24 protein-coding genes are annotated in these 26,440 nt (G+C 73.2%); 19 read left to right on the forward strand and 5 right to left on the reverse strand.

What is annotated here, in order from left to right; translation table 11 throughout:
* Positions 1-177: 177 nt before the first annotated feature.
* The 5 genes from IE185_RS12070 (at position 178) to IE185_RS12090 (ending at position 5,205) form a co-directional block, all read left to right on the forward strand.
* Entirely contained in the window at positions 178-1,020 is an 843-nt protein-coding gene (locus tag IE185_RS12070) for a nitrilase-related carbon-nitrogen hydrolase (RefSeq protein WP_138897289.1), read from the forward strand.
* 8 nt (positions 1,021-1,028) lie between these two features.
* Positions 1,029-2,315 carry an aspartate aminotransferase family protein gene (locus tag IE185_RS12075; protein ID WP_138897294.1) on the forward strand — a complete coding sequence of 429 codons (1,287 nt, stop codon included), beginning with the start codon at positions 1,029-1,031 and terminating at the stop codon, positions 2,313-2,315.
* 101 nt (positions 2,316-2,416) lie between these two features.
* Positions 2,417-2,647: a hypothetical protein gene (locus IE185_RS12080; RefSeq protein WP_138897290.1), complete on the forward strand. Its 231-nt coding sequence runs from the start codon at positions 2,417-2,419 to the stop codon at positions 2,645-2,647.
* Between the two features lie 125 nt (positions 2,648-2,772).
* On the forward strand, positions 2,773-4,176 hold the full coding sequence (gene hydA, locus IE185_RS12085; protein WP_138897295.1) for a dihydropyrimidinase: 1,404 nt from the start codon (positions 2,773-2,775) through the stop codon (positions 4,174-4,176).
* Positions 4,177-4,203: 27 nt separating this feature from the next.
* Entirely contained in the window at positions 4,204-5,205 is a 1,002-nt protein-coding gene (locus tag IE185_RS12090; RefSeq protein WP_138897291.1) for a TIGR03842 family LLM class F420-dependent oxidoreductase, read from the forward strand.
* A 99-nt stretch (positions 5,206-5,304) separates the two neighbouring features.
* Here IE185_RS12090 and IE185_RS12095 read toward each other — a convergent pair whose 3' ends face one another.
* Positions 5,305-6,147 carry a class I SAM-dependent methyltransferase gene (locus IE185_RS12095; protein WP_138897292.1) on the reverse strand — a complete coding sequence of 281 codons (843 nt, stop codon included), beginning with the start codon at positions 6,145-6,147 and terminating at the stop codon, positions 5,305-5,307.
* Positions 6,144-7,133: a carboxymuconolactone decarboxylase family protein gene (locus tag IE185_RS12100; protein ID WP_138897293.1), complete on the reverse strand. Its 990-nt coding sequence runs from the start codon at positions 7,131-7,133 to the stop codon at positions 6,144-6,146. The genes IE185_RS12095 and IE185_RS12100 overlap by 4 nt, the downstream gene beginning before the upstream one ends.
* A 169-nt stretch (positions 7,134-7,302) precedes the next feature.
* Between IE185_RS12100 and IE185_RS12105 the strand changes: the two genes are divergently transcribed.
* The 8 genes from IE185_RS12105 (at position 7,303) to IE185_RS12140 (ending at position 16,019) form a co-directional block, all read left to right on the forward strand.
* Positions 7,303-8,460, forward strand: coding sequence for a sensor histidine kinase (locus IE185_RS12105; RefSeq protein ID WP_138907587.1), 1,158 nt, complete (start codon positions 7,303-7,305; stop codon positions 8,458-8,460).
* 52 nt (positions 8,461-8,512) lie between these two features.
* Positions 8,513-9,181 (forward strand): response regulator, encoded by a 669-nt coding sequence (locus tag IE185_RS12110; protein WP_167518973.1) that lies wholly within the window; start codon positions 8,513-8,515, stop codon positions 9,179-9,181.
* A 19-nt stretch (positions 9,182-9,200) separates the two neighbouring features.
* Complete coding sequence (locus IE185_RS12115; protein WP_138897369.1) at positions 9,201-11,006, forward strand: gamma-glutamyltransferase family protein; 1,806 nt, start codon at positions 9,201-9,203, stop codon at positions 11,004-11,006.
* Between the two features lie 50 nt (positions 11,007-11,056).
* The gene (locus IE185_RS12120; RefSeq protein WP_138897368.1) at positions 11,057-11,875 is read left to right on the forward strand and encodes an inositol monophosphatase family protein; all 819 of its coding nucleotides are present in this window, start codon (positions 11,057-11,059) and stop codon (positions 11,873-11,875) included.
* 114 nt (positions 11,876-11,989) lie between these two features.
* Positions 11,990-13,405, forward strand: a complete 1,416-nt coding sequence (locus tag IE185_RS12125) for a phytoene desaturase family protein (RefSeq protein ID WP_138897367.1) — start codon at positions 11,990-11,992, stop codon at positions 13,403-13,405.
* Positions 13,406-13,433: 28 nt separating this feature from the next.
* Positions 13,434-13,955, forward strand: coding sequence for an O-acetyl-ADP-ribose deacetylase (locus IE185_RS12130; RefSeq protein ID WP_138897366.1), 522 nt, complete (start codon positions 13,434-13,436; stop codon positions 13,953-13,955).
* Between the two features lie 49 nt (positions 13,956-14,004).
* Entirely contained in the window at positions 14,005-15,468 is a 1,464-nt protein-coding gene (locus IE185_RS12135; protein ID WP_189715132.1) for an AlkA N-terminal domain-containing protein, read from the forward strand.
* 11 nt (positions 15,469-15,479) lie between these two features.
* Positions 15,480-16,019 (forward strand): methylated-DNA--[protein]-cysteine S-methyltransferase, encoded by a 540-nt coding sequence (locus IE185_RS12140; RefSeq protein WP_138907582.1) that lies wholly within the window; start codon positions 15,480-15,482, stop codon positions 16,017-16,019.
* Between the two features lie 94 nt (positions 16,020-16,113).
* Here the strand turns inward: IE185_RS12140 and IE185_RS12145 are convergent, their stop codons facing one another.
* Together IE185_RS12145 and IE185_RS12150 are read right to left on the reverse strand one after the other, a co-directional pair.
* Positions 16,114-17,274 carry a hypothetical protein gene (locus IE185_RS12145; RefSeq protein ID WP_138898748.1) on the reverse strand — a complete coding sequence of 387 codons (1,161 nt, stop codon included), beginning with the start codon at positions 17,272-17,274 and terminating at the stop codon, positions 16,114-16,116.
* A 179-nt stretch (positions 17,275-17,453) separates the two neighbouring features.
* Positions 17,454-18,515 carry an ADP-ribosylglycohydrolase family protein gene (locus IE185_RS12150; protein ID WP_138898747.1) on the reverse strand — a complete coding sequence of 354 codons (1,062 nt, stop codon included), beginning with the start codon at positions 18,513-18,515 and terminating at the stop codon, positions 17,454-17,456.
* Between the two features lie 258 nt (positions 18,516-18,773).
* Here IE185_RS12150 and IE185_RS12155 point away from each other — a divergent pair, with 258 nt between their 5' ends.
* On the forward strand, positions 18,774-19,907 hold the full coding sequence (locus tag IE185_RS12155; RefSeq protein ID WP_229843452.1) for a glycerate kinase: 1,134 nt from the start codon (positions 18,774-18,776) through the stop codon (positions 19,905-19,907).
* Positions 19,908-20,189: 282 nt separating this feature from the next.
* Here the strand turns inward: IE185_RS12155 and IE185_RS12160 are convergent, their stop codons facing one another.
* On the reverse strand, positions 20,190-21,407 hold the full coding sequence (locus IE185_RS12160; protein ID WP_189715133.1) for a PucR family transcriptional regulator: 1,218 nt from the start codon (positions 21,405-21,407) through the stop codon (positions 20,190-20,192).
* A gap of 181 nt (positions 21,408-21,588) precedes the next feature.
* Here IE185_RS12160 and IE185_RS12165 point away from each other — a divergent pair, with 181 nt between their 5' ends.
* Genes IE185_RS12165 through IE185_RS12185 form a run of 5 tightly spaced genes read left to right on the forward strand, consistent with a single transcriptional unit; the run spans position 21,589 to position 26,398 of the window.
* Positions 21,589-22,398, forward strand: a complete 810-nt coding sequence (locus IE185_RS12165) for an ABC transporter ATP-binding protein (RefSeq protein WP_138895605.1) — start codon at positions 21,589-21,591, stop codon at positions 22,396-22,398.
* Positions 22,395-23,177 (forward strand): ABC transporter ATP-binding protein, encoded by a 783-nt coding sequence (locus tag IE185_RS12170; RefSeq protein ID WP_138895604.1) that lies wholly within the window; start codon positions 22,395-22,397, stop codon positions 23,175-23,177. Before IE185_RS12165 ends, IE185_RS12170 begins: the two co-directional genes overlap by 4 nt.
* Positions 23,174-24,064, forward strand: coding sequence for a branched-chain amino acid ABC transporter permease (locus IE185_RS12175; protein ID WP_138895603.1), 891 nt, complete (start codon positions 23,174-23,176; stop codon positions 24,062-24,064). The genes IE185_RS12170 and IE185_RS12175 overlap by 4 nt, the downstream gene beginning before the upstream one ends.
* The gene (locus IE185_RS12180) at positions 24,057-25,124 is read left to right on the forward strand and encodes a branched-chain amino acid ABC transporter permease (protein ID WP_138895602.1); all 1,068 of its coding nucleotides are present in this window, start codon (positions 24,057-24,059) and stop codon (positions 25,122-25,124) included. Before IE185_RS12175 ends, IE185_RS12180 begins: the two co-directional genes overlap by 8 nt.
* A complete protein-coding gene (locus tag IE185_RS12185) occupies positions 25,121-26,398 on the forward strand; it encodes an ABC transporter substrate-binding protein (RefSeq protein WP_138895601.1) in 1,278 nt (425 codons plus the stop codon). The genes IE185_RS12180 and IE185_RS12185 overlap by 4 nt, the downstream gene beginning before the upstream one ends.
* The last annotated feature ends 42 nt before the right edge of the window (positions 26,399-26,440 follow it).

Genomic DNA, 26,440 nt, shown 5'->3' on the forward strand with positions numbered 1-26,440 from the left:
CGGCGCGTGAACATCACGACACGCCAGTGTCACCCCCTCGGGTGCGAAACGTGATCGACTCTGCGGGTTGACGACGATGGTCTTGCCCCACTCCCCGCCGGGGCTTACGTTCATCCCTCTACGTCCCGAATCTACGGGCGTAGAAGGTCTCTGGCGTCCCGTTGAAGGAGACAAGTCATGGCCAACGTCGTACGCGCCGCTCTGGTCCAGGCGACCTGGACCGGCGACACCGAATCCATGATCGCCAAGCACGAGGAGCACGCCCGTGAGGCGGCCCGGCAGGGCGCGAAGATCATAGGGTTCCAGGAGGTCTTCAACGCCCCGTACTTCTGCCAGGTGCAGGACGCCGAGCACTACCGGTGGGCCGAGTCCGTCCCCGACGGTCCGACGGTCCGCCGGATGCGGGACCTGGCCCGTGAGACCGGCATGGTGATCGTCGTCCCGGTCTTCGAGCGCGAGCAGTCCGGGTTCTACTTCAACACCGCCGCCGTGATCGATGCCGACGGCAGCTACCTCGGCAAGTACCGCAAGCACCACATCCCCCAGGTCAAGGGCTTCTGGGAGAAGTTCTACTTCAAGCCGGGCAACCTGGGCTGGCCCGTGTTCGACACGGCCGTGGGCAAGGTCGGCGTCTACATCTGCTACGACCGCCACTTCCCCGAGGGCTGGCGCCAACTCGGCCTGAACGGCGCCCAGATCGTCTACAACCCCTCCGCCACCCATCGCGGTCTCTCCTCCCACCTCTGGCAGCTGGAACAGCCGGCGGCCGCCGTCGCCAACGAGTACTTCGTCGCCGCCATCAACCGGGTCGGCCAGGAGGAGTACGGCGACAACGACTTCTACGGCACCAGCTATTTCGTCGACCCGCGCGGCACGTTCGTCGGCGGCACGGCCAGCGACAAGGAGGAGGAACTCGTCGTCCGGGACCTGGACTTCGACCTCATCGAGGAAGTGCGTCAGCAGTGGGCGTTCTACCGGGACCGCCGCCCGGACGCGTACGAAGGACTGGTGAACCCGTGACCCACCACGTGACCCCCCTGCTCGGCCGCCACCGGGCCGTCATGCCCGACTGGCTGTCCCTCTACTACCGGCAGCCGATCGAGCTCACCCACGGCGAGGGCCGGTACGTCTACGACGCCGACGGCAACCGCTACCTCGACTTCTTCGGCGGCATCCTCACCACCATGACCGCCCACGCGCTCCCCGAGGTCGCCAAGGCCGTCAGCGAGCAGGCCGGCCGCCTGATCCATTCCTCGACGCTCTACCTCAACCGCCCCATGGTCGAGCTGGCCGAGCGCGTCGCCACCCTCTCCGGCATCCCGCAGGCGCGGGTGTTCTTCACCACGTCCGGCACCGAGGCCAACGACACCGCCCTGCTCCTCGCCACGACGTACCGCCGCTCCAACCAGATCCTGGCGATGCGCAACAGCTATCACGGCCGGTCCTTCTCGGCCGTGTCCATCACGGGCAACAGCACCTGGTCCCCGACCAGCCTGTCACCGCTCCAGACGCTGTACGTCCACGGGGGCGTCCGCAGCCGGGGCCCGTACGCGCAGTTGTCCGACGCGCAGTTCATCGAGGCGTGCGTCGCCGACCTCGAAGACCTCCTCGGGCAGACGCGCGGTCAGGTCGCCGCGCTCATCGCCGAACCGGTGCAGGGCGTCGGCGGGTTCACCTCCCCGCCCGACGGGCTGTACGCCGCGTTCCGCGAAGTCCTCGACCGGCACGGCATCCTGTGGATCACCGACGAGGTGCAGACCGGATGGGGCCGTACGGGTGAACACTTCTGGGGGTGGCAGGCGCACGGCCAGAACGGGCCGCCGGACATCCTCACCTTCGCCAAGGGCATCGGCAACGGCATGTCCATCGGCGGCGTCGTCGCCCGCGCCGAGGTCATGAACTGCCTCGACGCCCACTCCATCTCCACCTTCGGCGGCAGCCCCATCACGATGGCGGCGGGCCTCGCCAACCTCAACTACCTGCTGGAACACCACCTCCAGGACAACGCCCGCCGCGTGGGCGGCCTGCTCCTGGAGCGGCTGCGCGCCGTCACCGCCGGCGTGCCGTGCGTACGGGAAGTGCGCGGCCGGGGCCTGATGGCGGCCGTCGAACTGGTCAAGCCCGGCACCGACGAGGCGGCGCCCGAGACGGCGGCGGCCGTCCTGGAGGCCGCGCGCGAGGGCGGCCTGCTGCTCGGCAAGGGCGGCGGCCACAACACGGCCGTCCTGCGCATCGCCCCACCGCTGACGCTGAGCGTCACGGAGGCGGAGGAGGGGGCGCGCATCCTGGAGAAGGCGCTGCGCAACGCGCAGTGAGCCGTCCCACCGCCGAACCGACGCGCCGCTGAACCGGTGAACTGACGAGCCGCCCCAGGGAGCCGCCTCCCGGGGACGGCTGCGCCCGGGGTGCCGCTGCCGTGCGATCCACCGCGAGGCGCAGGAGCCCGCCCGAGATCCACGCCGTGTGGGTCGTCCGCAGGGGGCTGGAGGACACCGCGCCCGAGGGTGAACGCTTCGTCCAGTACGACGACGGCCACGCCGCCGAGCGGGTGGTACGCCGTGTCTTCCTGGGCGAGGAGATGAACCCGGACGCGGGCGACACACGCGCAAGTCGTGAGGAACAGCCGCGGTATTGCCACGGTGGGTGACATGCTTCTACGGTCTCCTGCACACGCGGTTCTACGGGTGTAGACCGAGAACGGTGCAAGTTCGACAGGCGGCGGGTCCCCCGGCTGCGCGGGCGTCCGGTCCTGCTGCCCGGGAAGGGGCAGGAATCGTGAACCGTACCGTTGTCCGCGGAGGGCTCGTCATCACGGCCTCCGAGGAAACCCACGCCGACGTCCTGATCGAGGACGGGCGCATCGCCGCCCTCGCCTCGCACGGCAGCAGCGCGGCCGGCGCCTGGACGGCCGACCGCACCATCGACGCCACCGGGAAGTACGTCATCCCGGGCGGCGTCGACGCGCACACCCACATGGAGCTGCCCTTCGGCGGCACCTTCGCCTCCGACACCTTCGAGACGGGCACCCGGGCCGCGGCCTGGGGCGGCACGACGACGATCATCGACTTCGCGGTGCAGAGCGTCGGGCACTCCGTCCGGGAAGGGCTCGACGCCTGGTACGCGAAGGCCGACGGGAAGTGCGCCGTCGACTACGGCTTCCACATGATCCTCTCCGACGTGAACGAGCACTCGCTCAAGGAGATGGATCTGCTCGTGGGGGAGGGGATCACCTCCTTCAAGCTGTTCATGGCGTACCCGGGCGTCTTCTACAGCGACGACGGGCAGATCCTGCGCGCGATGCAGCGCTCCGCGCGCAACGGCGGGCTGATCATGATGCACGCCGAGAACGGCATCGCGATCGACGTCCTCGTCGAGCAGGCGCTGGCCGAGGGCCGCACCGACCCCCGCTACCACGGCGAGGTCCGCAAGGTCCTCCTGGAGGCCGAGGCCACCCACCGCGCGATCCAGCTCGCGCGCGTGGCGGACGCCCCGCTGTACGTCGTGCACGTATCCGCCGAGGAGGCCGTCGCCGAGATCGCGGCGGCCCGCGACAAGGGGCTGAACGTCTTCGGCGAGACCTGCCCCCAGTACCTCTTCCTGTCCACCGACAACCTCGCCGAGCCGGACTTCGAGGGCGCCAAGTACGTGTGCAGCACGCCGCTGCGCCCGCGCGAGCACCAGGCCGCCCTCTGGCGCGGTCTGCGTACCAACGACCTCCAGGTCGTCTCGACGGACCACTGCCCCTTCTGCTTCTCCGGCCAGAAGGACCTGGGCCGGGGCGACTTCTCGAAGATCCCCAACGGGCTGCCGGGCGTGGAGAACCGGATGGACCTCCTCCACCAGGCCGTCGTCGACGGGCACATCTCGCGCCGCCGCTGGATCGAGATCGCCTGCGCGTCCCCGGCCCGCATGTTCGGCCTCTACCCGAAGAAGGGGACGATCGCGCCGGGCGCCGACGCCGACGTCGTCATCTACGACCCGCACGCCGAGCAGACCCTCTCGGCCGCCACGCACCACATGAACGTCGACTACTCGGCCTACGAGGGCAAGCGGGTCACCGGGCAGGTGGAGACAGTGCTCTCGCGCGGCGAACTCGTCATCCACGAGCGGCAGTTCACCGGCCGGGCGGGACACGGCAGCTACACGCCCCGATCCACGTGTCAGAACCTGAACTGACCCCGAACGAACCGGGAGGTCCACGTCATGGACTTCGGACTCGTCCTGCAGACCGACCCGCCCGCATCGGCGGTCGTCGGGCTGATGCGGCGCGCGGAGCGCAACGGCTTCCGCTACGGCTGGACCTTCGACTCCGCCGTGCTGTGGCAGGAACCCTTCGTCATCTACAGCCGCATCCTCGAACACACCGAGCACCTCGTCGTCGGACCGATGGTGACCAACCCCGGCACCCGCACCTGGGAGGTCACCGCCTCGACCTTCGCGACGCTCAACGAGATGTACGGCAACAGAACCGTCTGCGGCATCGGCCGGGGGGATTCCGCGATGCGCGTGGCCGGGCGCAAGCCCAACACCCTGGCCCGGCTCGGTGAGGCGATCGGCGTCATCCGCGACCTGGCCGAGGGGCGCGAGGCGGACGTCGGCGGGCAGCGGCTGCGGCTGCCGTGGGTACGGGGCGGCCGGCTGCCGGTATGGATGGCGGCGTACGGGCCCAAGGCGCTGGAAATGGCCGGGCAGAAGGCGGACGGCTTCATCCTCCAGCTCGCGGACCCGTTCCTGACGGAGTGGATGATCAAGGCGGTGCGCACCGCCGCCTCGGACGCCGGGCGGGACCCGGACTCCCTCACGATCTGCGTCGCGGCCCCGGCGTACGTCGGCGACAACCTGACCCACGCGCGGGACCAGTGCCGGTGGTTCGGCGGCATGGTCGGCAACCACGTCGCCGACCTGGTCACCCGGTACGGCGAGCACTCGGGCCTGGTGCCGGAGGCCCTGACGGAGTACATCAAGCAGCGCCAGGGCTACGACTACAGCCACCACGGGCGGGCCGGAAACCCGGACACCGCCTTCGTGCCCGACGAGATCGTCGACCGCTTCTGCCTGCTGGGGCCGGTCGAGGCGCACATCGAGAAGCTCAAGGCGCTGCGCGCGCTCGGCGTCGACCAGTTCGCCGTCTACGCCATGCACGACGCGCGTGAGGAGGCGATCGACGCCTACGGCGCCGAGGTCATCCCCGCACTCGTGTCCTGAGCCACGAGCGAAGCGGCCACCGGAGCACGGTGGCCGGGACGGGCGGGTGGCCTCGTCCCGCTGCTGAGGCCACCCGAGCCGCCGGGTGCCCGCCGCTGCCTACGCGGGGCCGGCGGGGCGCCCCGGCCGGTCCGGCAGCGAGGCGGTCACCACCCATACGCCGGCGCGCAGCAGCACTCCCCGGTGCGTCTCGTAGGGCCGCAGCGCCTCGCACATCGCGGTCCGGGTCCCGTCCGCGGCCGTGAGGTCCGGCATGCGGGAGAGGAAGAAGTCCACGGCGTCGGCCGCGTCCTCGCCCCAGCGGGTGTCCCGCGTCACCGGAGTCGCACTGATCGCGTGGAAGCCGGCGCCGGTCAGGACCTCCTGGACACGACGCGGCTCGGACAGCGAGGCCATCGCCTCGGCCAGGCCGCCGCCGGCCGGCTTGTCCCGGCCCAGCAGCGCGGCCAATCGGCCGAGCACCCTGCCCTCCTGGGAGTCGGCGGAAGCGGGCCGCGGGCAGACGAAGGCGAGCCGGCCGCCAGGGCGCAGGGCGCCGGCGATGTTGCGGAACGCCGCCGTGTGGTCGGCGAAGAACATCACACCGCCCCGGCTGATCACCACGTCGTACGCGGCGGCCCGGAAGGGGTGCACCTGAGCGTCGCCCCGCTCGTAGCGGATCCGCGCATCGCGGTCCGAGAGGGCGCGGGCACGTTCGAGCAGGGGCTCCGAGATGTCCACGCCGACGACGCTCCCCCGAGGAGCCCGGCGCGCGGCCTCCCGCGTCGTGCTGCCGCTGCCGCAGCCGACGTCCAGGACGCGGTCCCCATAACGGAGCGCCGCGGCGCCGAACAGGGCGTCGTTGAAGCCGTCCAGCATGGCGTCGTACCGGTCCTGATGCTCGGCCCAGTGGCGGCCGACCGGCCCGTTCCACGCGTCGGCTGCCGGGAGTGGGGTGCTCATACGGGCTCCTTGTCCGTGGCGAGGGCGGCCTCGACGCGTTCCGTCGCGGTGATCGCGCCGTACGCGACCAGGTGCACCAGGCAGTGGTCGGTGTGGTGCGGGCCGCGCCAGGCCGCCACGTCCTCGTCCGTGAGGCGGTACGGCGCGAGAGCGGCCAGCAGCGCGAGGCGCGCGCCCGGCCGCTCGTCCCGGGCGGGCAGCCAGTCGCCGGTCAGCGCGGGATGCCCGCCGCCGGATGCCGCCACCGCGTCCCGTACGTACGCCCGGTCCTCCTCCGAGAGCAGCCCCGCGCCCTGGCGGGCCGCCGCCCGCAGCGCGGCATAGGCGGTGCCCGCCGGGGCACCGGCCGCCCAGGCGGGCTCCGGGCCCGAGGTCTCCAGCAGGCCCAGGCTCGCGCCGGGCGCCAGCTCGCGGCGCACCGTGCGGGACAGGGAACGGCCGGCGAGGGAGCGGACGAGACGGTAACGCTGGACGTTGCCCGGGAGCATGGTCTCGGTCAGCAGGGACGACACGACGCGGTTGATGAAGTGGAACGCGAGCGCCGTGCCGATGAACTCGGGCGCGTGCGCGGCGGGGAAGGGCGGCTCGCCCGCCTCTCCCGTCCGCGTCCCCTTCGCCCACGCGAGGAGCGCCGCGTGCCCGGGATCGGCGGGGACCTCGCCGCGCGCGATCACCTCGGCGAGGCGGTGGTCGCCGGTGGCGTGCAGCAGCACGGTGTGCGCGTCGACGCAGAACGGGCAGCGGTTCGCGAGCGACACCCCGGCCGCGACGACCTGCTTGTCGGTACGCGAGGTCCGCCCGGCCAGCAGCGACTCGCGCACCAGCGCCCAGGCGCCGGTCAGCAGGGGAGGTGAGGCGGACAGGACGACGAAGGCGGAGGCGCCCTCGATGCCGAAGTCGGTGGCCAGTTGGGCGTACACGTCGGCGGTGACGCCGGTCGCGGCCCCGGGCGGCAGGGGATCGGTGTAACGGAAGGGTCCAGTCATGGGGACGATGCTCGCCCGGCGTCCGCACCCCCGTCGTCGTACGGCCGGAGGCATCGCCGGCTGCTCCGCCGGCACCGGCGGAGCGCCGCGGCTACTGCCCCGGGAGTAGCGCGCAAGCAGCCCCGGCGGAGGAGGCGCGCGGGGCGACGCGGCGTCTAGGGTGCGGGGCATGCGCGGGGAGCGGGGGGACCAGCCGGATCAGCGGAACGGGCGTGCCGCCTGGCGAAACGGCCTGATCGACACGGGACTTGTGGCCGTCATCGGCGGCGCGGTCCTCCTCGCCGCCTACGCCGCTTCCGGACCCGGCCCCGGGGTCGGCGGCGTCGCCCTGATCGCGGTGGGCTCACTGGCGCTCATCGCCCACCGCAGGGCCCCGGTGCCGGTCCTGGTCGTCACCGCCGCCTGCATGCTCGGATACGCCGTCCACACCGAGCCGGTGACGTCGGCGGCCTTCCCGGTGGTCGCCGGGGTGCACGCGGTGACCCGGGCGGGGCACCGGGCGGCGGCGATCGCGGTGAGCGTCGTCTTCCTCGGGGGCTTCTTCCTCGCGAGCCCGCCCGGGGGCGAGGGCATCGAGCGGACGCTGCTGCTGCACGGCTGGTTCCTGTCCGCCGGCGTGACCGGACTCATCGACAAGAACTGGCAGGCGTACCTCCACCAGACCGAACAGCGCGCGGCCGAGGCCGAACGCACCCGGGAGGAGGCGGCGTTGCGCCGGGCGGGGGAGGAGCGGCTGCGGATCGCGCGCGAGCTGCACGACTCCCTCACCCACTCCATCTCCATCGTCAAGCTCCAGGCGGGCGTCGCCGTGCACCTGGCGCGCAAGCGCGGCGAGGAAGTGCCGGAGGCGCTGCTCGCCATCCAGGAGGCGAGCGGCGAGGCGATGCGCGAGCTGCGGGCGACGCTGGAGGTGCTGCGCACCGACGTCGTACCACCGGGCACCGGCCTCGCGCGGCTCGGCGAACTGGTCGAGCGGGCCCGTACGGCCGGCCTCGCCGCGTCGGTGACCGTCACCGGACCGCAGCGCCCGCTGCCGGGGGACGTGGACCGGGCGGCGTACCGCATCGTCCAGGAGGCGCTCACCAACGTCGCCCGGCACGCGGGCCGCGCGAAGACGGCCGTACGGCTCGCCTACGGCGCCGACCACGTGTCCATCCGCGTCGAGGACGAGGGCCCGGCCGCGCAGGACGGCCCGCCCGTCGTCCCCGGCACCGGCCTGACCGGCATGCGCGAGCGCGTCACCGCCCTCGGCGGCACTTTGCACGCGGCGCCGCGACCCGGTGGCGGGTTCTGCGTGCACGCCGAACTGCCTCTGGAGGAAGGGTGAATGACCTGATCCACGTACCCGCCGGACTCCCCCGCGAGGTACGGTGAACGACGTGATCCGGGTGCTGATCGTCGACGACCAGGCGCTCATGCGGGCCGGTTTCCGCGCCCTGCTGGCGGCCGAGGACGACCTCGACGTCGTCGCCGAGGCCGCCGACGGCCGCCAAGGGCTCGAACTCGCCCGCCTGCACGTCCCCGACGTGGCGCTCGTCGACGTACAGATGCCGGTGATGACCGGCATCGAGACGACCCGCCGCATCGCCGCCGACCCGGCGCTCGCCGGGGTGCACGTCGTCATCCTCACCAACTACGGTCTGGACGAGTACGTCTTCGACGCGCTGCGCGCCGGGGCGGCCGGGTTCCTGCTGAAGGACACCGAACCGGCCGAGCTGCTCCAGGCCGTGCGCATCGCGGCCCGCGGCGACGCGCTGCTCTCGCCGTCCGTGACCCGCCGCCTCATCACCGAGTTCGCCGCCCGCCCGCCGGACCGCCGCACGGCGCCCGGCTTCGAGACGCTCACCCGGCGCGAGTGCGAGGTCGCGGCGCTGGTCGCACACGGGCTGACGAACGAGGAGATCGCCGCCCACATGGTGATCAGCCCCTTCACCGCCAAGACCCACGTCAGCCGGGCGATGACCAAGCTGGGCGCCCGCGACCGCGCCCAGCTCGTCGTCTTCGCCTACGAGTCGGGGCTGGTGTCACCGAAGGGGGACCGGAGCTGAAACGACGGAGGCGCACACCGTGTTCACCACCCGCCCCACCCTTCGCGGCACCTTCGGCATGGTGTCCTCCACCCACTGGCTGGCCTCCCAGTGCGCCATGGCCGTCCTGGAGGACGGCGGCAACGCCTACGACGCCGCGGTCGCCGCCGGCTTCGTCCTGCACGTCGTCGAGCCGCACCTGAACGGACCCGCCGGCGAGGTGCCCGTCCTCCTCGCACCGGCCGGCGGACCGGTACGGGTCCTCTGCGGCCAGGGGCCCGCGCCCGCCGGGGCGAGCGCCGCGCACTACCGGTCGCTGGGACTCGGCCTGGTGCCGGGGACCGGGCCGCTGGCCGCCGCCGTGCCCGGGGCCTTCGACGCCTGGATGCTGCTGCTCCGCGACTACGGCACCAAGTCGCCGCGCGAGGTGCTGCGGTACGCCGTCGGATACGCCGAGGACGGGCACCCGGCCGTCGGGCGGGTCGGCGAGACCGTGGAGACGGTGCGCGCTCTGTTCGAAGAGGAGTGGGCCTCGTCCGCCGAGGTGTACCTGCCGGGCGGCAGGGCGCCCGGCGAGGGCGAGCTGCTGCGCAACCCCGCTCTGGCCGCGACCTGGCGCCGGGTGATCACCGAGGCGGAGGCGGCGGGCGGCGGTGACCGGGAGCGCCAGATCGACGCGGCGCGCGCGGTGTGGCGCGAGGGGTTCATCGCCGAGGCGCTCGTACGGCAGGCCGCGCGCCCCACCACGGACACCACCGGCGCCCGGCACACGGGGACGCTGACCGCCGCCGACCTGGCCGGCTGGTCCGCGACGTACGAGGCGCCCGTGACGTACGACTGGAACGGCTGGACGCTGTGCAAGGCGGGCGGCTGGAGCCAGGGCCCGGCCTTCCTCCAGCAGCTCGCCCTGCTGCCGCCCCGGCTGCCCGCGTACGGCTCCGCCGACTGGATCCACCTGCTCGTCGAGGGCTGCAAGCTGGCGATGGCGGACCGGGAGGCCTGGTACGGCGACGCGGCCGACGTGCCGCTCGACGCGCTGCTTTCGGCGTCGTACAACGCCGGGCGCCGCACGCTCGTCGGGAACAGGGCCTCGATGGAGCTAAGGCCCGGGAGCCCCGGCGGGCGCACGCCGTCGCTGAGCGCGCACGCGCTGGCCGTCGCCGCCGGGGAGCCAGGAGCCGAGGCCGCGCGCCCGGCCGCCGGCGCCGGCGAGCCGACCGTCGCCGGGAACGGCGCCACCCGAGGCGACACCTGCCACCTGGACGTCGTCGACCGCTGGGGCAACATGGTCGCGGCCACGCCCAGCGGCGGCTGGCTCCAGTCCAACCCGGTGGTCCCCGAGCTGGGCTTCCCGCTCGGCACCCGGCTCCAGATGACCTGGCTGGACGAGGGGCTGGCGAACACGCTCACGCCCGGGCGGCGGCCGCGCACCACTCTGTCGCCGTCGCTGGCCCTGCGGGACGGGCAGGCCGTCCTCGCGTTCGGCACACCCGGCGGCGACCAGCAGGACCAGTGGCAGCTGCACTTCTTCCTCGCGGTCGCCCTCGGCGGCCGGACGGCGACCGGCGGGTACGACCTCCAGGGGGCCGTCGACGCGCCCAACTGGCACACCGATTCCTTCCCCGGCTCCTTCCACCCCCGCGCCATGCGCCCGGGCAGCGTCACCGTCGAATCCCGCACGGACCCGGCCGTCGTCGCGGAGCTGCGGCGCCGGGGGCACCACGTGAGCGTCGGCGGCCCCTGGTCGGAAGGACGGCTGTGCGCGGTCGCGCGGGACCCGCGCACCGGTGTGCTGTCCGCCGCGGCGAACCCCAGGGGGATGCAGGGTTACGCGGTCGGGCGGTGACGGCACCGGGGGTTGCCGGCGTTGTCAGCGGGGCGTGCTTTGCTGGATACATGATCGATGACAAGTTGTCCGACGTCGAAGAGGCGGTGCGCAAGGCGGCCGCCGCCGAGATCGTGCCGCGGTACCGGCAGCTCGCCGCGCACGAGATCGTCGAGAAGACCGGGCCGCACGACCTGGTCACCATCGCCGACCGGCAGGCCGAGGAGCACCTCACCGCGTCCCTGACGCGGCTGCTGCCGGGGTCCGTGGTCGTGGGCGAGGAGGCGGTCCACGAGGACCCCTCGGTGTACGAGGCGCTGCGCGGCGACGCGCCGGTGTGGATCGTGGACCCGGTGGACGGCACCCGGCAGTTCGTGCGCGGCGAGGCGGGTTTCTGCACGCTGGTCGCCCTCGCGCACCGCGGGGAGGTGCTCGCCTCGTGGACGTACGCGCCCGTCCTCGACGAGATGGCCGTCGCGGTGCGGGGCGGCGGGGCCCGGCTGAACGGGAAGGAGCTGCGGGCGGGTGTGCCGGGTTCGTGCGCGACGCTGCGGGTCGCCACGTCCCACCCGGACTTCAGCACGCCGGACCAGAAGGCGGCGCTGCTCGGGCTGAACGTCCCGGGCGTCGAAGCGCGGCCCTGCGGCTCGGCCGGTCTGGAGTATCTCGCGGTGGCCCGGGGCGATCTGGACGGTGTGGCGTTCAGCTGGGAGCTGGCGTGGGACCACGCCGCCGGGCTGCTGCTCGTCGAGGAGGCGGGCGGTGCGCACGCGACCGTGGCGGGCCAGCCGTTCCGGCTGACGGGCGGCAACGCGCTGCCGTTCACAGCCGCCCGGGACACGGCCACGGTCGCGCGGCTGACCGCCCTGCTGGGCGGCGCGGCGGCGTAACGGCCCGGCGGGGTGGGCGGGTACTTCCGGCCACCCGCCACTCCCGCCGTCCGCGCCCCCGGGCCCGGGAATATCCTGAGACCCTTGGCCATCGGCTGACGAAGGAGTCCGAAGGTGCCGTCGATGCTCGATGCCGTCGTCGTGGGGGCGGGACCCAACGGACTGACCGCCGCTGTCGAACTCGCCCGCCGGGGGTTCTCGGTGGAGGTGTTCGAGGCCCTGGACACCGTGGGGGGCGGCGCCAGGACCGAGGAGCTCACGCTGCCCGGCTTCCGCCACGACCCCTGCTCCGCCGTGCACCCGCTCGGCGCCGGTTCCCCGGCCTTCAAGGCCATGCCGCTGGACCGGTACGGGCTCGAATGGCTGCACCCCGAGCTGCCCATGGCCCACCCCTGGGACGACGGGAGCGCCGCCGTGCTGTCCCGGTCGGTCGCCGAGACGGCGGCCTCGTTCGGGGCTCGGGACGCCGGGGCGTACCGGCGGCTCGTCGCGCCGTACGTCGCCAAGTGGGACACCCTGGCGCGGGACTTCATGTCGCTGCCCTACAGCGCGCTGCCGCGCGACCCGCTCACCCTGGCCCGCTTCGGGATCGACGGGCTGCCGCCCAGCACCTGGCTGATGCGCCGGTTCAAGGACGACAAGGCGCGGGCGCTGTTCGCCGGGCTCGTCGCGCACGTGATAGCGCCCCTCGGCGGGATCGCGACGGGCGCCGTCGGCCTGGTCTTCGCCCTCGCCGCGCACGCCGGCGGCTGGCCGATGCCCCGGGGCGGCTCTCAGTCGATCTCGGACGCCCTCGCGGCCTACCTGCGCGACCTCGGCGGCGTCGTGCACACCGGCTACGAGGTCAAGCGACTGGACGATCTGCCGCCCGCGCGCGCGTACGTCTTCGACACCTCGCCCACCGCGCTGGCGCGCATCGCCGGCCTGGGGCGGGCGTACGAGAGGTACCGCTACGGCGCGAGCGTCTTCAAGATCGATTACGCGCTCGACGGCCCGGTGCCCTGGACGGCGCGGGAGGCCCGGCGAGCGGGCACCGTCCAGGTCGGCCCGAGCAGCGGCGAGATCGCCACCGCGCTGAACCAGGCGTCGGGCGGCACGGCCCCGGGGACCCCGTTCCTCATCACGGCTCAGCCCAGCCTGGTCGACCCGTCGCGGGCCCCCGAGGGCAAGCACGTCTTCTGGGCGTACGGACACGTCCCGCACGCCTGGGACGGCGACCTCACCGACGCGGTCGAGCGGCAGATCGAGCGCTTCGCACCCGGCTTCCGCGACCGGGTGCTCGCCCGGGCGACCGCCGGACCCCCGCGACTCGCCGCCCGCAACGCCAACTACATCGGCGGGGACATCGCGTGCGGCGCCGCGACGGGACTGCAGCTCGTCCTGCGGCCGAAGGTGTCCCTCTTCCCGTACGCGACACCGCACCCGGCGGTCTTCATCTGCTCGTCCGCCACTCCGCCGGGCCCCGGCGTGCACGGCATGTCCGGGCACAACGCGGCGAAGGCGGTCTGGCGGCGGCTGCGCGCGAGCTGAACACCCCCGGACCGGAGAGGATGGGCCCATGACGACCATCACCCTCGTACGCGGTGACATCACCGAGCAGCACGTCGACGCCCTCGTGAACGCGGCCAACTCCTCGCTGCTGGGCGGCGGCGGAGTCGACGGCGCCATCCACCGCAAGGGCGGCCCCGCGATCCTGGCCGACTGCCGTGCCCTGCGCGCCTCCCACTACGGCAAGGGGCTGCCGACCGGCAGGGCCGTCGCGACGACCGCGGGGCGGCTGCACGCGCGTTGGGTGATCCACACGGTCGGACCGGTGTGGCAGCCGGACGAGGACCGGTCCGCCCTGCTCGCCTCCTGCTACCGCGCATCGCTGCGGATCGCCGCCGAGCTGGGCGCCGCGAGCGTGGCGTTCCCCGCCATCTCGACCGGTGTCTACCGATGGCCGATGGACGACGGCGCGCGCATCGCCGTCCGCACGGTCCGGGAAGCGGCCGGCGGGCCGGTGGCGGAGGTGCGGTTCGTGCTGTTCGACGACGCCGCGTACCAGGCGTTCGAGACGGCCCTGGCAGCCGCACCTTGATGTCGGATTCTCGCCAGCCCCGGGGGTCGGCGTACCCGATGCTTGAACCATGCACACCGACACTGAGCGCTGCGTACGCGCGGTCCGGTCGAAGGACTCGCGCTTCGACGGCTGGTTCTTCACCGCGGTCCTGACCACCCGGATCTACTGCCGCCCCAGCTGCCCGGTCGTGCCGCCCAAGGTCGAGAACATGACCTTCTACCCGAGCGCGGCCGCCTGCCAGCAGGCCGGGTTCCGGGCCTGCAAGCGCTGCCGGCCCGACACCAGCCCCGGCTCCCCGGAGTGGAACGCCCGCGCCGACGTCGTCGCCCGCGCCATGCGCCTGATCGGCGACGGTGTCGTCGACCGCGAGGGCGTGCCGGGCCTCGCCGCGCGCCTCGGTTACAGCACCCGGCAGATCGAACGCCAGCTCCTGGCCGAACTGGGCGCGGGCCCGCTCGCCCTCGCCCGTGCCCAGCGCGCCCAGACCGCCCGCCTGCTGATCGAGACGACCCCGTTGCCCATGGCGGACGTGGCGTTCGCCGCCGGCTTCTCGTCGGTACGGACCTTCAACGACACGGTGCGCGAGGTCTTCGCCCTCGCGCCCAGCGAACTGCGCGGCCGGGGCGGGAAACAGCAGCGGACTTCCGGCGCGATCTCCCTGCGTCTGCCGTTCCGCGCCCCGCTCAACCCCACCAACCTCTTCGGCCACCTCGCCGCGACCGCCGTCCCCGGCGTCGAGGAATGGCGCGACGGCGCGTACCGGCGCACCCTGTCCCTCCCGTACGGCCACGGCATCGCCACCCTCACCCCGCGCCCCGACCACATCGGCTGCCTGCTGTCCCTCACCGACCTGCGCGACCTGACGATCGCCATCAGCCGCTGCCGCCGGCTGCTCGACCTCGACGCCGACCCGGTGGCCGTCGACGACCAGCTGCGCACCGATCCGCTGCTCGCCCCGCTCGTCGACAAGGCCCCCGGCCGCCGGGTGCCGCGTACCACCGACGCGGCGGAGTTCGCGGTACGCGCGGTGCTCGGCCAGCAGGTCTCCACGGCGGCGGCCCGCACCCACGCGGCCCGCCTGGTCACCGCGCACGGCACACCGGTCGACGATCCGGCGGGCGGACTCACCCACCTCTTCCCCGGCCCCGCCCGGCTGGCCGCCCTCGACCCCGAGTCGCTCGCCCTGCCGCGCACCCGCCGCACGACCCTGACGACACTGGTCTCCTCGCTCGCCGACGGCAGCCTCGCACTCGGCTTCGACAGCGACTGGGAACGGGCCCGCGCCCAGCTCATGACGCTGCCCGGGTTCGGCCCCTGGACGGTCGAGGTGATCGCGATGCGGGCGCTCGGCGACCCGGACGCGTTCCTGCCCACCGACCTCGGCATCCGGCGGGCGGCGGCGGAGCTGGGACTGCCCTCGACCCCGGCGGCGTTCACGGCGCGGGCGGCGGCCTGGCGGCCGTGGCGGGCGTACGCCGTGCAGTACCTGTGGGCCACCGACGACCACCCCATCAACAACCTCCCGGTATGAGGAACGCGCACATGATCACGAACCCGGCCCCGAGCACCAGGCAGCACAGCGTCGTCGACAGCCCGTACGGTCCGCTGACCCTGGTCGCGACCGACGGCAAGCTGTCCGGCCTCTACATGACGGATCAGCGCCACCGCCCGCCGCAGGAGTCCTTCGGCGAGCGGACGCCCGGCATCCTGCGGGAGGCGGTCCGGCAGCTCGACGCGTACTTCGCGGGCGAGCTGAAGGAGTTCGACCTGGAGCTGCACCTGGACGGCACGCCGTTCCAGCGCAGTGTGTGGGCGCGGCTCCGGACGATCCCGTACGGCGAGACCTGGACGTACGGCGAACTGGCCGAGCACCTCGGCAGCCCGGCGGCGTCCCGAGCGGTCGGCCTGGCCAACGGCAGGAACCCGGTCGGCATCATCGTCCCCTGCCACCGGGTCATCGGCGCGGCGGGCAGCCTGACGGGCTACGGCGGCGGTCTGGAACGCAAGCGGAGGCTGCTGGCGTTCGAGGCGGGCGGGGCGGCCGGTACCGGCGGGGCGGCCGGCGCGGGCCGGCTGTTCTAGACGCGGTCGGCGGGCCCCCGCCCCGCCCGCCGCAGACCCACCCGGCAGCGCCGGGAAGGGGGGCGGCCGGGGCGGAGCGGCCCGCCGCGAACGCCTAGCCGGTCACGGCCCGGAACGGCGTCGGGGGCTGCCCCGTCCACCGGTGCAGCAGCGCCCGCGCGGTCTGCTTCGTGACCCCGTCCTCCACCACCGTCCCCGACTCCACCAGGTAGTACCGGCCGTCGCCGAGCGAGACCAGACCGTACTGACCGCCCGACTGCCACCCGTACGTGCCGGACGCCTCGTGGTGCAGGCCCTTGCGCAGCAGCGGCAGCAGTTCGCCCCGCTCCGGCCGGGGCTGCCCCGTGACGGGCCCGGTCTCCGGGCGCTTCGCACCGTCGACGACGAAGAGCGAGTAGTTCGGGAACTGCGGCTTCGCGCCCTTGTAGACCGCCATCAGCCAGTTGCCGGAGTGCGCGTCGTACTCCAGGTTCTGCACGCCGTAGCGGGTGTTGCCGGTCCGTACGAAGTACTTCCCGTCGACGTCCGAGGGGCCGCTGGTGTGCGGCGCGCTCTGCGGCAGCGGGCGTTCGAACCTGCGCCACTTCCGCACGTCGTACTGGAGCAGGACCTGATGGTCGTTGTCCTGCCGGCCGACGTTGGAGTAGATGCCGTACGCGACCGTCAGCACCTGCTTGCCGCGCTTGGTGCGGCCGCTGCGGTCGAACTCGGGCCCGAAGGCCACCCCGTCGATGCCGCTGCATCCGTACCGGTGGTCGGGGGTGTTGGCGGTGTCGCCGTCGAACTTCCCGTCGCCGTTCATGTCGGCCGTGTAGTCGTCCACGACCTCCTTGAGGTGCACGGTCGACACGACGTCGCTGGTCCGCGCGTCCATGCCCATGCGGTCGATCCGGTCCACATCGAGGATCGCGATGTAGAACGCCTTCGCCGCCTTGTACTCCAGCGAGCCGTAGACCCGCCCGTCCTTGACGTTGTAGTCCAGATCGCCGAGGTGCCCGGTGAATCCGGACACGGAACCCACCGGATCGCCGCGCAAATCGGTCTTGACGAGGAGGTTGGTGAACGAGAAGTACATGAAGCCCTTGTGGCGGTCCACGGCCACGCCCTGCACGTGCCCGGCCTTCCACGCGCCGCCCCTTATCTCGGTCGGCAGGCGTCCGGTCCTCGGTTCCTCCGCTCCGGCCGCGACGGTGCCCTGGGCCACAAGGGCCCCCACAGCCAGGACAGTCAGGACTCCACGGGCGAACGTACGCATGGGCTCTCCAGGTCTCGTCGGGGAAACGGAACGGTGCGGCAGGCGGAACGGAGGAGAAGGGGGACGCCGGACACGTTGGGCCGCGCTGTGGTCCGCCCGGTGCACTCCGGTGCAACACCGGGTGAAGGCGCCGGGTCAACAGACCGTAGGGGCCGGGGCGGTTGACGGACAGGCGGGATTCAGCCGAGCACCAGTCGCGCCGTACGGTGGGCCAGTTCGGTGATCCGTACGCCGTCGAACCCGAACACCGCGCTACGCACCGTGTCCTCCAGCGGTTCGGTCCACTGCCGCCCGATCCCGGCCGCCCCGCACAGCACGCCGGCCACCGAGCCCGCCGTCGCGCCGTTGGAGTCGGTGTCCAGGCCGCCGCGCACGGTCAGCGCGACGGTCCGGGTGAAGTCGCCCTCGCCGTACAGCAGTCCGGCCGTGATGACGGCGGCGTTCGGGATGACGTGGATCCAGCCGAGCCGGCCCGTCTCCTCGTCCATCGCGCTGAGCGTGTCCTCCCAGGCCGCCCCGGCCGCGTGCAGGGCGAGCGTGTGGCGGACCGTACGGGCGAGCCGGCTGCTCGCGGGTACGCGCTCCAGCGCCGCCTCCACAGCCGCCCGCGGCCCGGACGCGGTGAACGCGGCGGCGATGAGGGCGGCCGCCCACATCGCGCCGTACACACCGTTGCCGGTGTGCGAGAGCACCGCGTCGCGGCGGGCCAGTGCGGCCGCCCGCCGCGGGTCGCCGGGGTTCGTCCAGCCGAAGATGTCGGCGCGGATGAGGGCGCCGATCCACTCCTGGTACGGGTTCTCGAAGGTGGCGGTCAGTGGTGGCCGCAGGCCGTTCGCGAGATTGCGGTACGTCGCCCGCTCGGCGGTGAAGGTCTGCAGGTACGGCAGGCGCAGCAGCCACAGTTCGCCGACCTCCTCGGTGGTGAAGGCGAAGCCGTGGGTCTCCAGCAGGTGCAGACCGAGGATCGCGTAGTCGACGTCGTCGTCCCGGCAGCTGCCGCTGATCCGGCCGCGCACGCAGTGACGCCATTCGGGACGCAGTTCGAAGTCGTCCGTCGCCGGCGGGGGCTCGGGCAGGTAGTCGATGAGGGGCAGGGCGCCGGTCAGCCGCAGGTAGCGGTCGATGCGGGCCCGCGTCCAGTAGTCGCCGCGCTCCACGGGCTTGCCGAGCATGTTGCCGGCGATTCGGCCCAGCCAGCCGCCGAGGATCCGGTCGGCCGTGTGCGTGCTGTGTGGCGTCATGCGTCGGGTCTACCCACTTCCCGTGGTCGAGTATGGGAGATTTAGGCGGTTTTCACTGATATGCGAGACGAAGGGCTGCGGAACTGTTCGATCAGGTCGGTGCGCATGACGACCCACTATGGGCGTCAAAAGATGACAAACCGGGTTGGCACGCCGTTCGGGGCGCCCTGCCACGCCGGACGCCCATGGGCAGGGGCCCCTTCCTGCGGATATGGTCGGGGCGGCGCGACTGCCTGTTCGAAAGCAAGGGATAGCAAGGTGACGGACGGAGCAGTAACTGAGACCGCCCGCGTGCTCGTCGCGGCGGACAAGTTCAAGGGCTCGCTCACGGCCGTGCAGGTCGCGGAGCGGGTGACGGCCGGGCTGCGGCGGGTCGTCCCCGACGTGAGCGTCGAGGCACTGCCCGTCGCCGACGGCGGCGACGGCACGGTGGCAGCGGCGGTGGCGGCCGGGTTCGAGCGCCGGGAGGTACGGGTCACCGGACCGCTCGGCGAGCAGCTCACGGCGGCGTTCGCACTGCGCGAGGGCACCGCCGTGGTCGAGATGGCGGAGGCCTCGGGCCTCCAGCACCTCCCCGAGGGCGTGTTCGCGCCGCTCACCGCGACGACGTACGGCTCCGGCGAACTGCTGCGTGCCGCACTCGACGCGGGTGCCCGCACGATCGTCTTCGGCGTGGGCGGCAGCGCCACCACCGACGGCGGCGCGGGCATGCTGGCCGCGCTCGGCGCGCGGTTCCTGGACGCGGCGGGCGAACCGGTCGGCCCCGGCGGCGGTGCGCTGAGCGACCTGGCCACGGCCGACCTGTCGGGCCTGGACCCGCGGATCGCCGACGTGGACCTGGTCCTGGCCAGCGACGTCGACAACCCGCTGACCGGCCCCAAGGGCGCGGCGGCGGTGTACGGGCCGCAGAAGGGCGCGAGCGAGGAGGACGTGGCCACGCTCGACGCGGCGCTGGCCCACTACGCGTCGCTACTCGGCCCGGAGCAGGCGCACTCGCCCGGCGCGGGCGCGGCCGGCGGCATCGGCTACGGGGCGCTGATCGCGCTCGGCGCGAGCTTCCGCCCGGGCATCGAGGTCATGCTCGACGTCCTGGGCTTCGCCGAGGCACTGTCCCGGGCGACGCTGGTCATCACCGGCGAGGGCTCGCTCGACGCGCAGACCCTGCACGGGAAGGCGCCGGCGGGTGTGGCCGCGGCGGCGCGGGCGAAGAACGTCGAGGTCATCGCGGTCTGCGGCCGCCTGGCTCTGCCCCCGGAGGTCCTCGGCGGTGCCGGCATCCGCCGCGCGTACGCCCTGGCCGACCTGGAGCCGGACCCGGCCCGCTCGATGGCGGAGGCGGGCCCGCTGCTGGAACGCGTGGCGGAGAACATCGCCCGCGACTTCCTGACCTGACGGAGCCGGGGCGGGCGGGACCCTGCGGGGCTTTCCCGCCCCGCCCCGCCCCTTCCCTTCCTGAGCTGGGCGCTGCCCCGGACCCCGGCCCTCAACGCCGGACGGGCCGGCGTGGTCCAGGGGGTGCGCGTGCGGATCCAGCCCGCGTCGCGGCAGATCCAGCCCGTCCGGCGCTCGAGGACACGCCCGCGGGACGTAGGGGCCGGGGGCGGAGCCCCGGTTCGGGAAGGGGCGGGCCGGGGAAAGCCCCGCAAGGTCCCGCCCTACCCGCCCGGCCGCACCTCACGCCCCCGACAGCCGGAACGCGTCCAGGGCCAGCGTCATCTCGATCAGGTCCCGTGGCCGCGACAGCGAACGCGACGTCAGCTGTTCGAGCCGCCGCAGGCGGTTGAAGACCGTGTTCCGGTGGCAGTACAGCCGCCCGGCGGTCCGCCCCGCCGACCCCTCGCACGCCAGCCACGCGTCCAGCGTCTCCAGCAGCACCCCCCGGTCCGCCGGGTCCAGACCCATCAGATTGCCGAACACGTCCGCCACCAGCCGCTCCGCGAGCTCCGGCTGACTGACCACCAGCGCCGTCGGCATCCGCTCGTCGAGCCGTACGATCCCGGTCGCGTCCGGCGCGCACGTCCGCAGCGCCAGGTCCGCGAGCCGCCGCGCCCGGCCCAGGGCCGCCAGTCCCTCCACCACCGGGCTGATCCCGCCCGGCCCCGGGCAGCGCCCGGCGAGCAGCTCCGACAGGGCGGCCGGCGTCGTCTCCTCGCCCAGCGAGACGACGCCCACCTCGCAGTCCGTGCGCATCCGCCAGATGAACCGCATCCCGGCGCCCTGGATCCGCCGGTGGAACGGCTCGCGCCCGTCCCGCCGCTCCAGCCGCAGCACCACCACCGCGTACCGCCCCTGCTCGGGCAGATCGAGGCCGGCCGCCGCGCGGGCCGCGAGGGCCGGTGAGTCCTCGCCCTCCAACAGGGCGTCCAGCAGCGCCTGGAGCCGCTCGTCCGTACGGTGGCGCAGCTCGGCCTCGGTCGCCCGGTACGCCTCCGACGCCGTCGCCGTCTCCGCGTCCACCGCCGCGAACACCGTCGTGGCCGCCCGCATCAGCACCGCGAGCCTCTCCGGGCCGCCGCCCTCCGTACCCTCCGTACCCTCCGCGCCCTCCAGCAGCGCGTCCCAGATCAGGTAGCCCGCCTGCCGGTACGAGTGCACCAGCAGCTCCAGCGGAAAGCCCTGCTGGGCCCGCCGCCGCCCGGTCCACTCCGCGTACTCCAGATCCCGGCGCGGCTCCGTCTTCGGCGCGGAGATCGCCTCGATGCCGATCCGCATCGCGCGCTCGGTCTCCTGCCAGTGCTGGTCCTGCGACAGGACCCGCGTGTACAGCGGCGAGTGCGCGTGCAGCTCGCTCAAGTGCCGGTCCACCAGATCCGGCAGCCGGTCGAGCAGCGCCGTACATGCCTCGGTCAGCACTGCCCAGTCGTGTCCCGTCCGTGCTCTGCGGCCTCCCATGGGGCGAGAGCGTGCCACGCGCCGGGCCGTGCCGACAGCCCCCTGACACGCGGTGTTGTGCGCGTGCACAACCGGCCGAGGGTGCGGCTGGTCACCGGCAGCGGTTGTGCCGCGAGCCGTGGACGGGGGCCCCCGCCGGTGCTGAGGTGAGCGCCATCGAACGGCCCGAGGAAGGGGTGCCATGGCGGGCGCCGCATTGGAAATACGGGATCTCTCGGCGGGGTACGGACCCGTGCGGGCGCTGCGACACGTGTCGCTCACGCTGCCCGAGGGGTCCGTCGTCGCCGTACTGGGCAGCAACGGAGCGGGCAAGTCCACGCTCCTGCGCGCCATCTCCCGCACACTGTCGTTCCACGGCGGAGCGGTCACCGGGGGCACCGTCGCCTTCGACGGCCGCCCGCTGACGGGCCTGACGCCCGACCGGGTGGTGGCGGCCGGGCTGTGCCAAGTACCGGAAGGGCGGCAGGTGTTCGCCCGGATGACGGTGGCCGACAACCTGCGCGCCGGCGCCCTGGGCGCGACGGGGAACCGCGCCGCCCAGGCCGCCGCGCTGCGCCGCGTCCACGAGCTGTTCCCGGTCCTGGCCGAACGCGCCGGACAGCGCGCGGGGCTGCTCTCCGGCGGTGAGCAGCAGATGCTCGCGGTCGGCAGGGCCCTGATGGCCGGCCCGAAACTGCTGCTCCTGGACGAGCCCTCGCTCGGGCTCGCTCCGCTGATGGCCCAGCGGATCGCCGAGACGGTCACCGAGATCAACGCCCAGGGAACGGCCGTCCTGCTCGTCGAACAGAACGCCGCCATCGCCCTGCGTCTCGCCTCGCACGCGTACGTCCTCGATGTCGGCGAGGTCGTCCTGTCCGGGCCCGCCGACGAGCTGGCCGCCTCCGACGAGGTACGCCGCCGCTACCTGGGCGTCGTCGACGAGGACGCCGCCGCCGACGCCTCCGAGGCGGTGGCGGCCCACCGCACCCTCAGCGTCTGGGAGGGGAAATGAGCACCGAGGCCCCGGTCCTGGAGGTGCGGGACCTGACCGTGCGGTTCGCCGGCCTGACGGCACTGGACGGGATCGGCTTCACCGTACGGCCGGGAACCGTCCACGCCGTCATCGGCCCCAACGGCGCCGGCAAGTCCACCTGCTTCAACGTGCTGTCCGGCGTGTACCGGGCCACCTCCGGCAGCGTCCGCTTCGGCGGCGAGGAGCTGACCGGCCTGCCGGCCCACCGCATCGCGGACCTCGGCGTCGCCCGGACCTTCCAGAACCTCGCCCTGCCGCCCGGAGCCACGGTCGAGGACAGCCTGATGCTCGGCCGGCACCGGCTCACCCGCACCGGCTTCGTCGCGGCGGGCCTCGGGCTGCCGTCCGCCGTGCGCGAGGAGGCCCGGCACCGCGAGCGCGTGCGGGAGATCGCCGCGTTCGTGGGACTGGAGGACCAGCTGGCCCGCCCCGCCGGGACCCTCCCGTACGGGCAGCAGAAGCTCGCCGAGCTGGCCCGCGCCCTGTGCATGGAGCCGAAACTGCTGCTCCTCGACGAGCCGGTCGCCGGGATGACCGCCGGTGAGCGCCGGGCCACCGCCGCCGTCGTCGCGGGCGTACGGGACAGCCTCGGCATCTCCATCGTGCTGGTCGAGCACGACATGGGGGTGGTGATGCGGCTGGCCGACTCCGTGACCGTCCTCGACTTCGGGCGGCTGATCGCCGACGGGACCCCCGCGTCCGTCCAGTCCGACCCCGCCGTCGTCCGCGCCTACCTGGGAGAGGAGGCCACCTCATGACCACCTTCGCCGAACTGCTCCTGAACGGGATCTCGATCGGTTCCGTCTACGCCCTCATCGCCCTCGGCTTCGTGGTGATCTTCCGCGCCACCGAGGTCGTCAACTTCGCCCACGCCTCGCTGCTCCTCGCCGGCGGCTACGTCACCGCCGTGCTGCACGACGACATCGGCTTCTGGCTCGCGCTGCTCGCCGGGATCGGCGGCGCCGCCGCCGTCGGCGCGGGCGTCGAGTTCCTGGTGATGCGCCGCTACCGGGGATCGAACCACAGTGTGCTGGCCATCGTGACCATCGGCGTCGACATCCTGCTCACCACCGAGCTCACGCGCCGCATCGGCACCGACGTCCTCGCCCTGGGCGACCCCTGGGGCGATTCCGTCCTGACCGTCGCGGGGGTGAGTGTCGCGCACACCCGCATCGCCGCGTTCGTCGCCGCCGGCCTGCTCATCACGGCCTTCCTGCTCGCCTTCCGCCTCACCTCCTGGGGGGTGGCGATGCGCGCCGCCGCCGAGAACTCCGAGACCGCCGCGCTGATGGGCGTACGCCTGGGCCGGGTCTCGCTCGGCGCCTGGGCGGTGGCGGGCGGCCTCGCCGCCGTCGCCGCGCTGTTCCTGACGGTCTTCCCGACGCCGGGGCTCGAACGCTCCACCTCGCTCGCCGCCATGAAAGCGTTCCCCGCCGCGATCCTGGGCGGTCTCGACTCCACCACCGGAGCGCTCGTCGGCGGCTTCCTCGTCGGCATCACGGAGTCGCTCGCCACCGGCTACCAGGGCGACCTGACGTTCCTCGGCCGCGGCATCGGCGACCTGGCGCCGTACCTCGTGATGGTCGCCGTCCTGCTGGTCCGCCCGGCCGGCCTCTTCGGCACGAAGGAGCTGGCCCGTGTCTGATCCGATCAAGCGGCTGCGCCGCCCGGCGCTGTGGACCGCCGGGGCGGTCCTGCTCCTCGCGCTGCCCTTCTACCTCGACCGCTTCTGGCTCCAGGCCGGACTCTTCGCGATGGCCGCCGCCATCGGCGCCATCGGTCTCAACCTGCTGACCGGCTCGACCGGCCAGCTCTCCATGGGCCACGCCTTCTTCCTCGCCGTCGGCGCGTACGGCTACTGCGTCCTCGCCGGGGACTCCACCGGTACGCTCACCGGCCTGAACCTCCCCAGCTGGCTCGCGGCCGTACTGGCCGTGGCGCTCGCCGGGGTCGCCGGCGGCCTCTTCAGCCCCATCGCCGGCCGCCTCCAGGGCGCGTACCTCGGCATCGCCACCCTCGCGCTGATCTTCATCGGCCAGCACGTGCTCTTCAACGCGCACGACCTGACCGGCGGCTTCAACGGCCGCGACGTGCCCCCGCTCAGCCTCTTCGGCGTCACCTTCGACGAATCCGAGCTGCTGGTGGCCGCCGTGCCCTTCGGGAGCGCCGAGAAGCTCTGGTACGTCGCCCTGCTCGCCCTGGCCGGCTGCGCGCTCTTCGCCCGCGGCGTGCTGCGCGGGCGCCCCGGACGGGCCATGAACGCCATCCGCGACCACCGCATCGCCGCGGGGGTCCTGGGGGTCCCGGTGGCCCGCTACCGGGCCGGGGTGTTCGTCCTGTCCTCCATGTACGCGGGCCTGGCGGGCGTCCTGCTCGCGCTGGTCTTCCAGCGGACCGTGCCGGAGTACTTCGGCATGATCCTGTCCCTCGAATACCTGGCCATGATCGTCATCGGCGGTCTCGGCTCGGTCGCGGGAGCGGTGGTGGGAGCCGTGTTCGTCTCCCTGCTGCCCCAGCTCCTCACCCGGTACAGCGACGCCCTGCCCCTCGTCTCCGCCCCCGGTACGGGCGGGGTCGCACCGGGCGAGGCGTCCCGGTACCTCTACGGCGCCGCCGTTGTCGCGGTGGTGCTCTTCCTGCCGGGCGGCCTGGTGCGGCCGGCCTTCCGGCGACGCAAGACAACAACCTCAGAGGAGTCACCATGACCACGCGTCATCAGGTCACCAGAACCACCGCCGCCGCCCTCGCGGCCCTGCTCGCGCTCACGGCGGCCGGATGCAGCTCCAAGGCGAAGGACAGCGGCAAGGACGGAGACAAGCCGAGCGCCGGCGGGATCAAGACCGGACAGGGCGTCACGGACAAGACGATCAAGCTCGGCGTACTGACCGACATGACCGGCGTCTACGCCTCGCTCGGCAAGAGCGTCACCCAGGCCCAGCAGCTGTACGTGAAGCAGGTCAACGCCGACGGCGGCATCTGCGGCCGGAAGGTCGAACTCGTGGTCCGCGACCACGGCTACGACCCGCAGAAGGCCGTCTCCGGCTACACCGAGCTGTCGCCGCAGGTCCTCGGCTTCGCCCAGTTCATCGGCTCGCCCTTCGTCGCCGCCGTCAAGCAGCGCGTCGACGGCCAGGACAAGGGTCTGGTCATCCCGCAGGCGTGGTCCGCCTCCCTGCTGGGCAGCCCGTACATCCGCGTCATAGGCAACACCTACGACGTCGAGACGATCAACGCCGTCGACTTCCTCATGAAGGAGAAGGGCCTCAAGAAGGGCGACAAGCTCGGGCACGTCTACTTCGAGGGGGACTACGGCGAGAACGCCCTGGCCGGAGCGAAGTACGCCGCCGAGGAGGCCGGCCTCACCGTCGTCGAGCAGAAGATCAAGCCGACCGACAACGACATGACGGCCCAGGTCGCCGCGCTCAAGAAGGCCGGGGTCAAGGGTGTCGTGATCAGCGCGGGACCGCGCCAGGCCGCCTCGTTCGTCGGGGTCGCGACGGCGGTCAAGCTCCAGGCGCCGATCATCGGCAACAACTCGGCGTTCTCGCCGCAGCTCCTCGCCACCCAGGCCGGCCCGGCGCTGATGAAGAACTACTACGTGGCCTCACCCACCCAGCCCATCGGCACGGACAGCCCGGACGCCAAGAAGCTCGTCGCCGACTACAAGGCGGCGTACCCCTCGGACGCGCTCGACAACGGTGTGGTGGCCGGCTGGACGGCGGCCTCGGTCTTCGGCGAGGCGCTGAAGAAGGCGTGCACGGCGAAGGACCTCACGCGCGAGGGCGTCGACAAGGCCCTGCTGACGATCGACGCGTACGACTCGGGCTTCGGCACCACCCACGACTTCACCGACCCGAAGGCGCCCTCCTCGCGCCAGACGGTCGTCCTGCAGCCGGACAAGAAGGTGACCGGCGGGATGAAGGTGGTCCGTGAGGCGGAGGTCTCGAAGGCGGCCGAGAGCTTCACCGTGGGCGGCTGACGGCCCGCGCGCGGCACAACGGCCGAGGGCCCCGGGGAAGCG

It is taken from the genome of Streptomyces chryseus (assembly GCF_014650755.1).
In the GTDB taxonomy this organism is placed as follows: domain Bacteria; phylum Actinomycetota; class Actinomycetes; order Streptomycetales; family Streptomycetaceae; genus Streptomyces; species Streptomyces chryseus.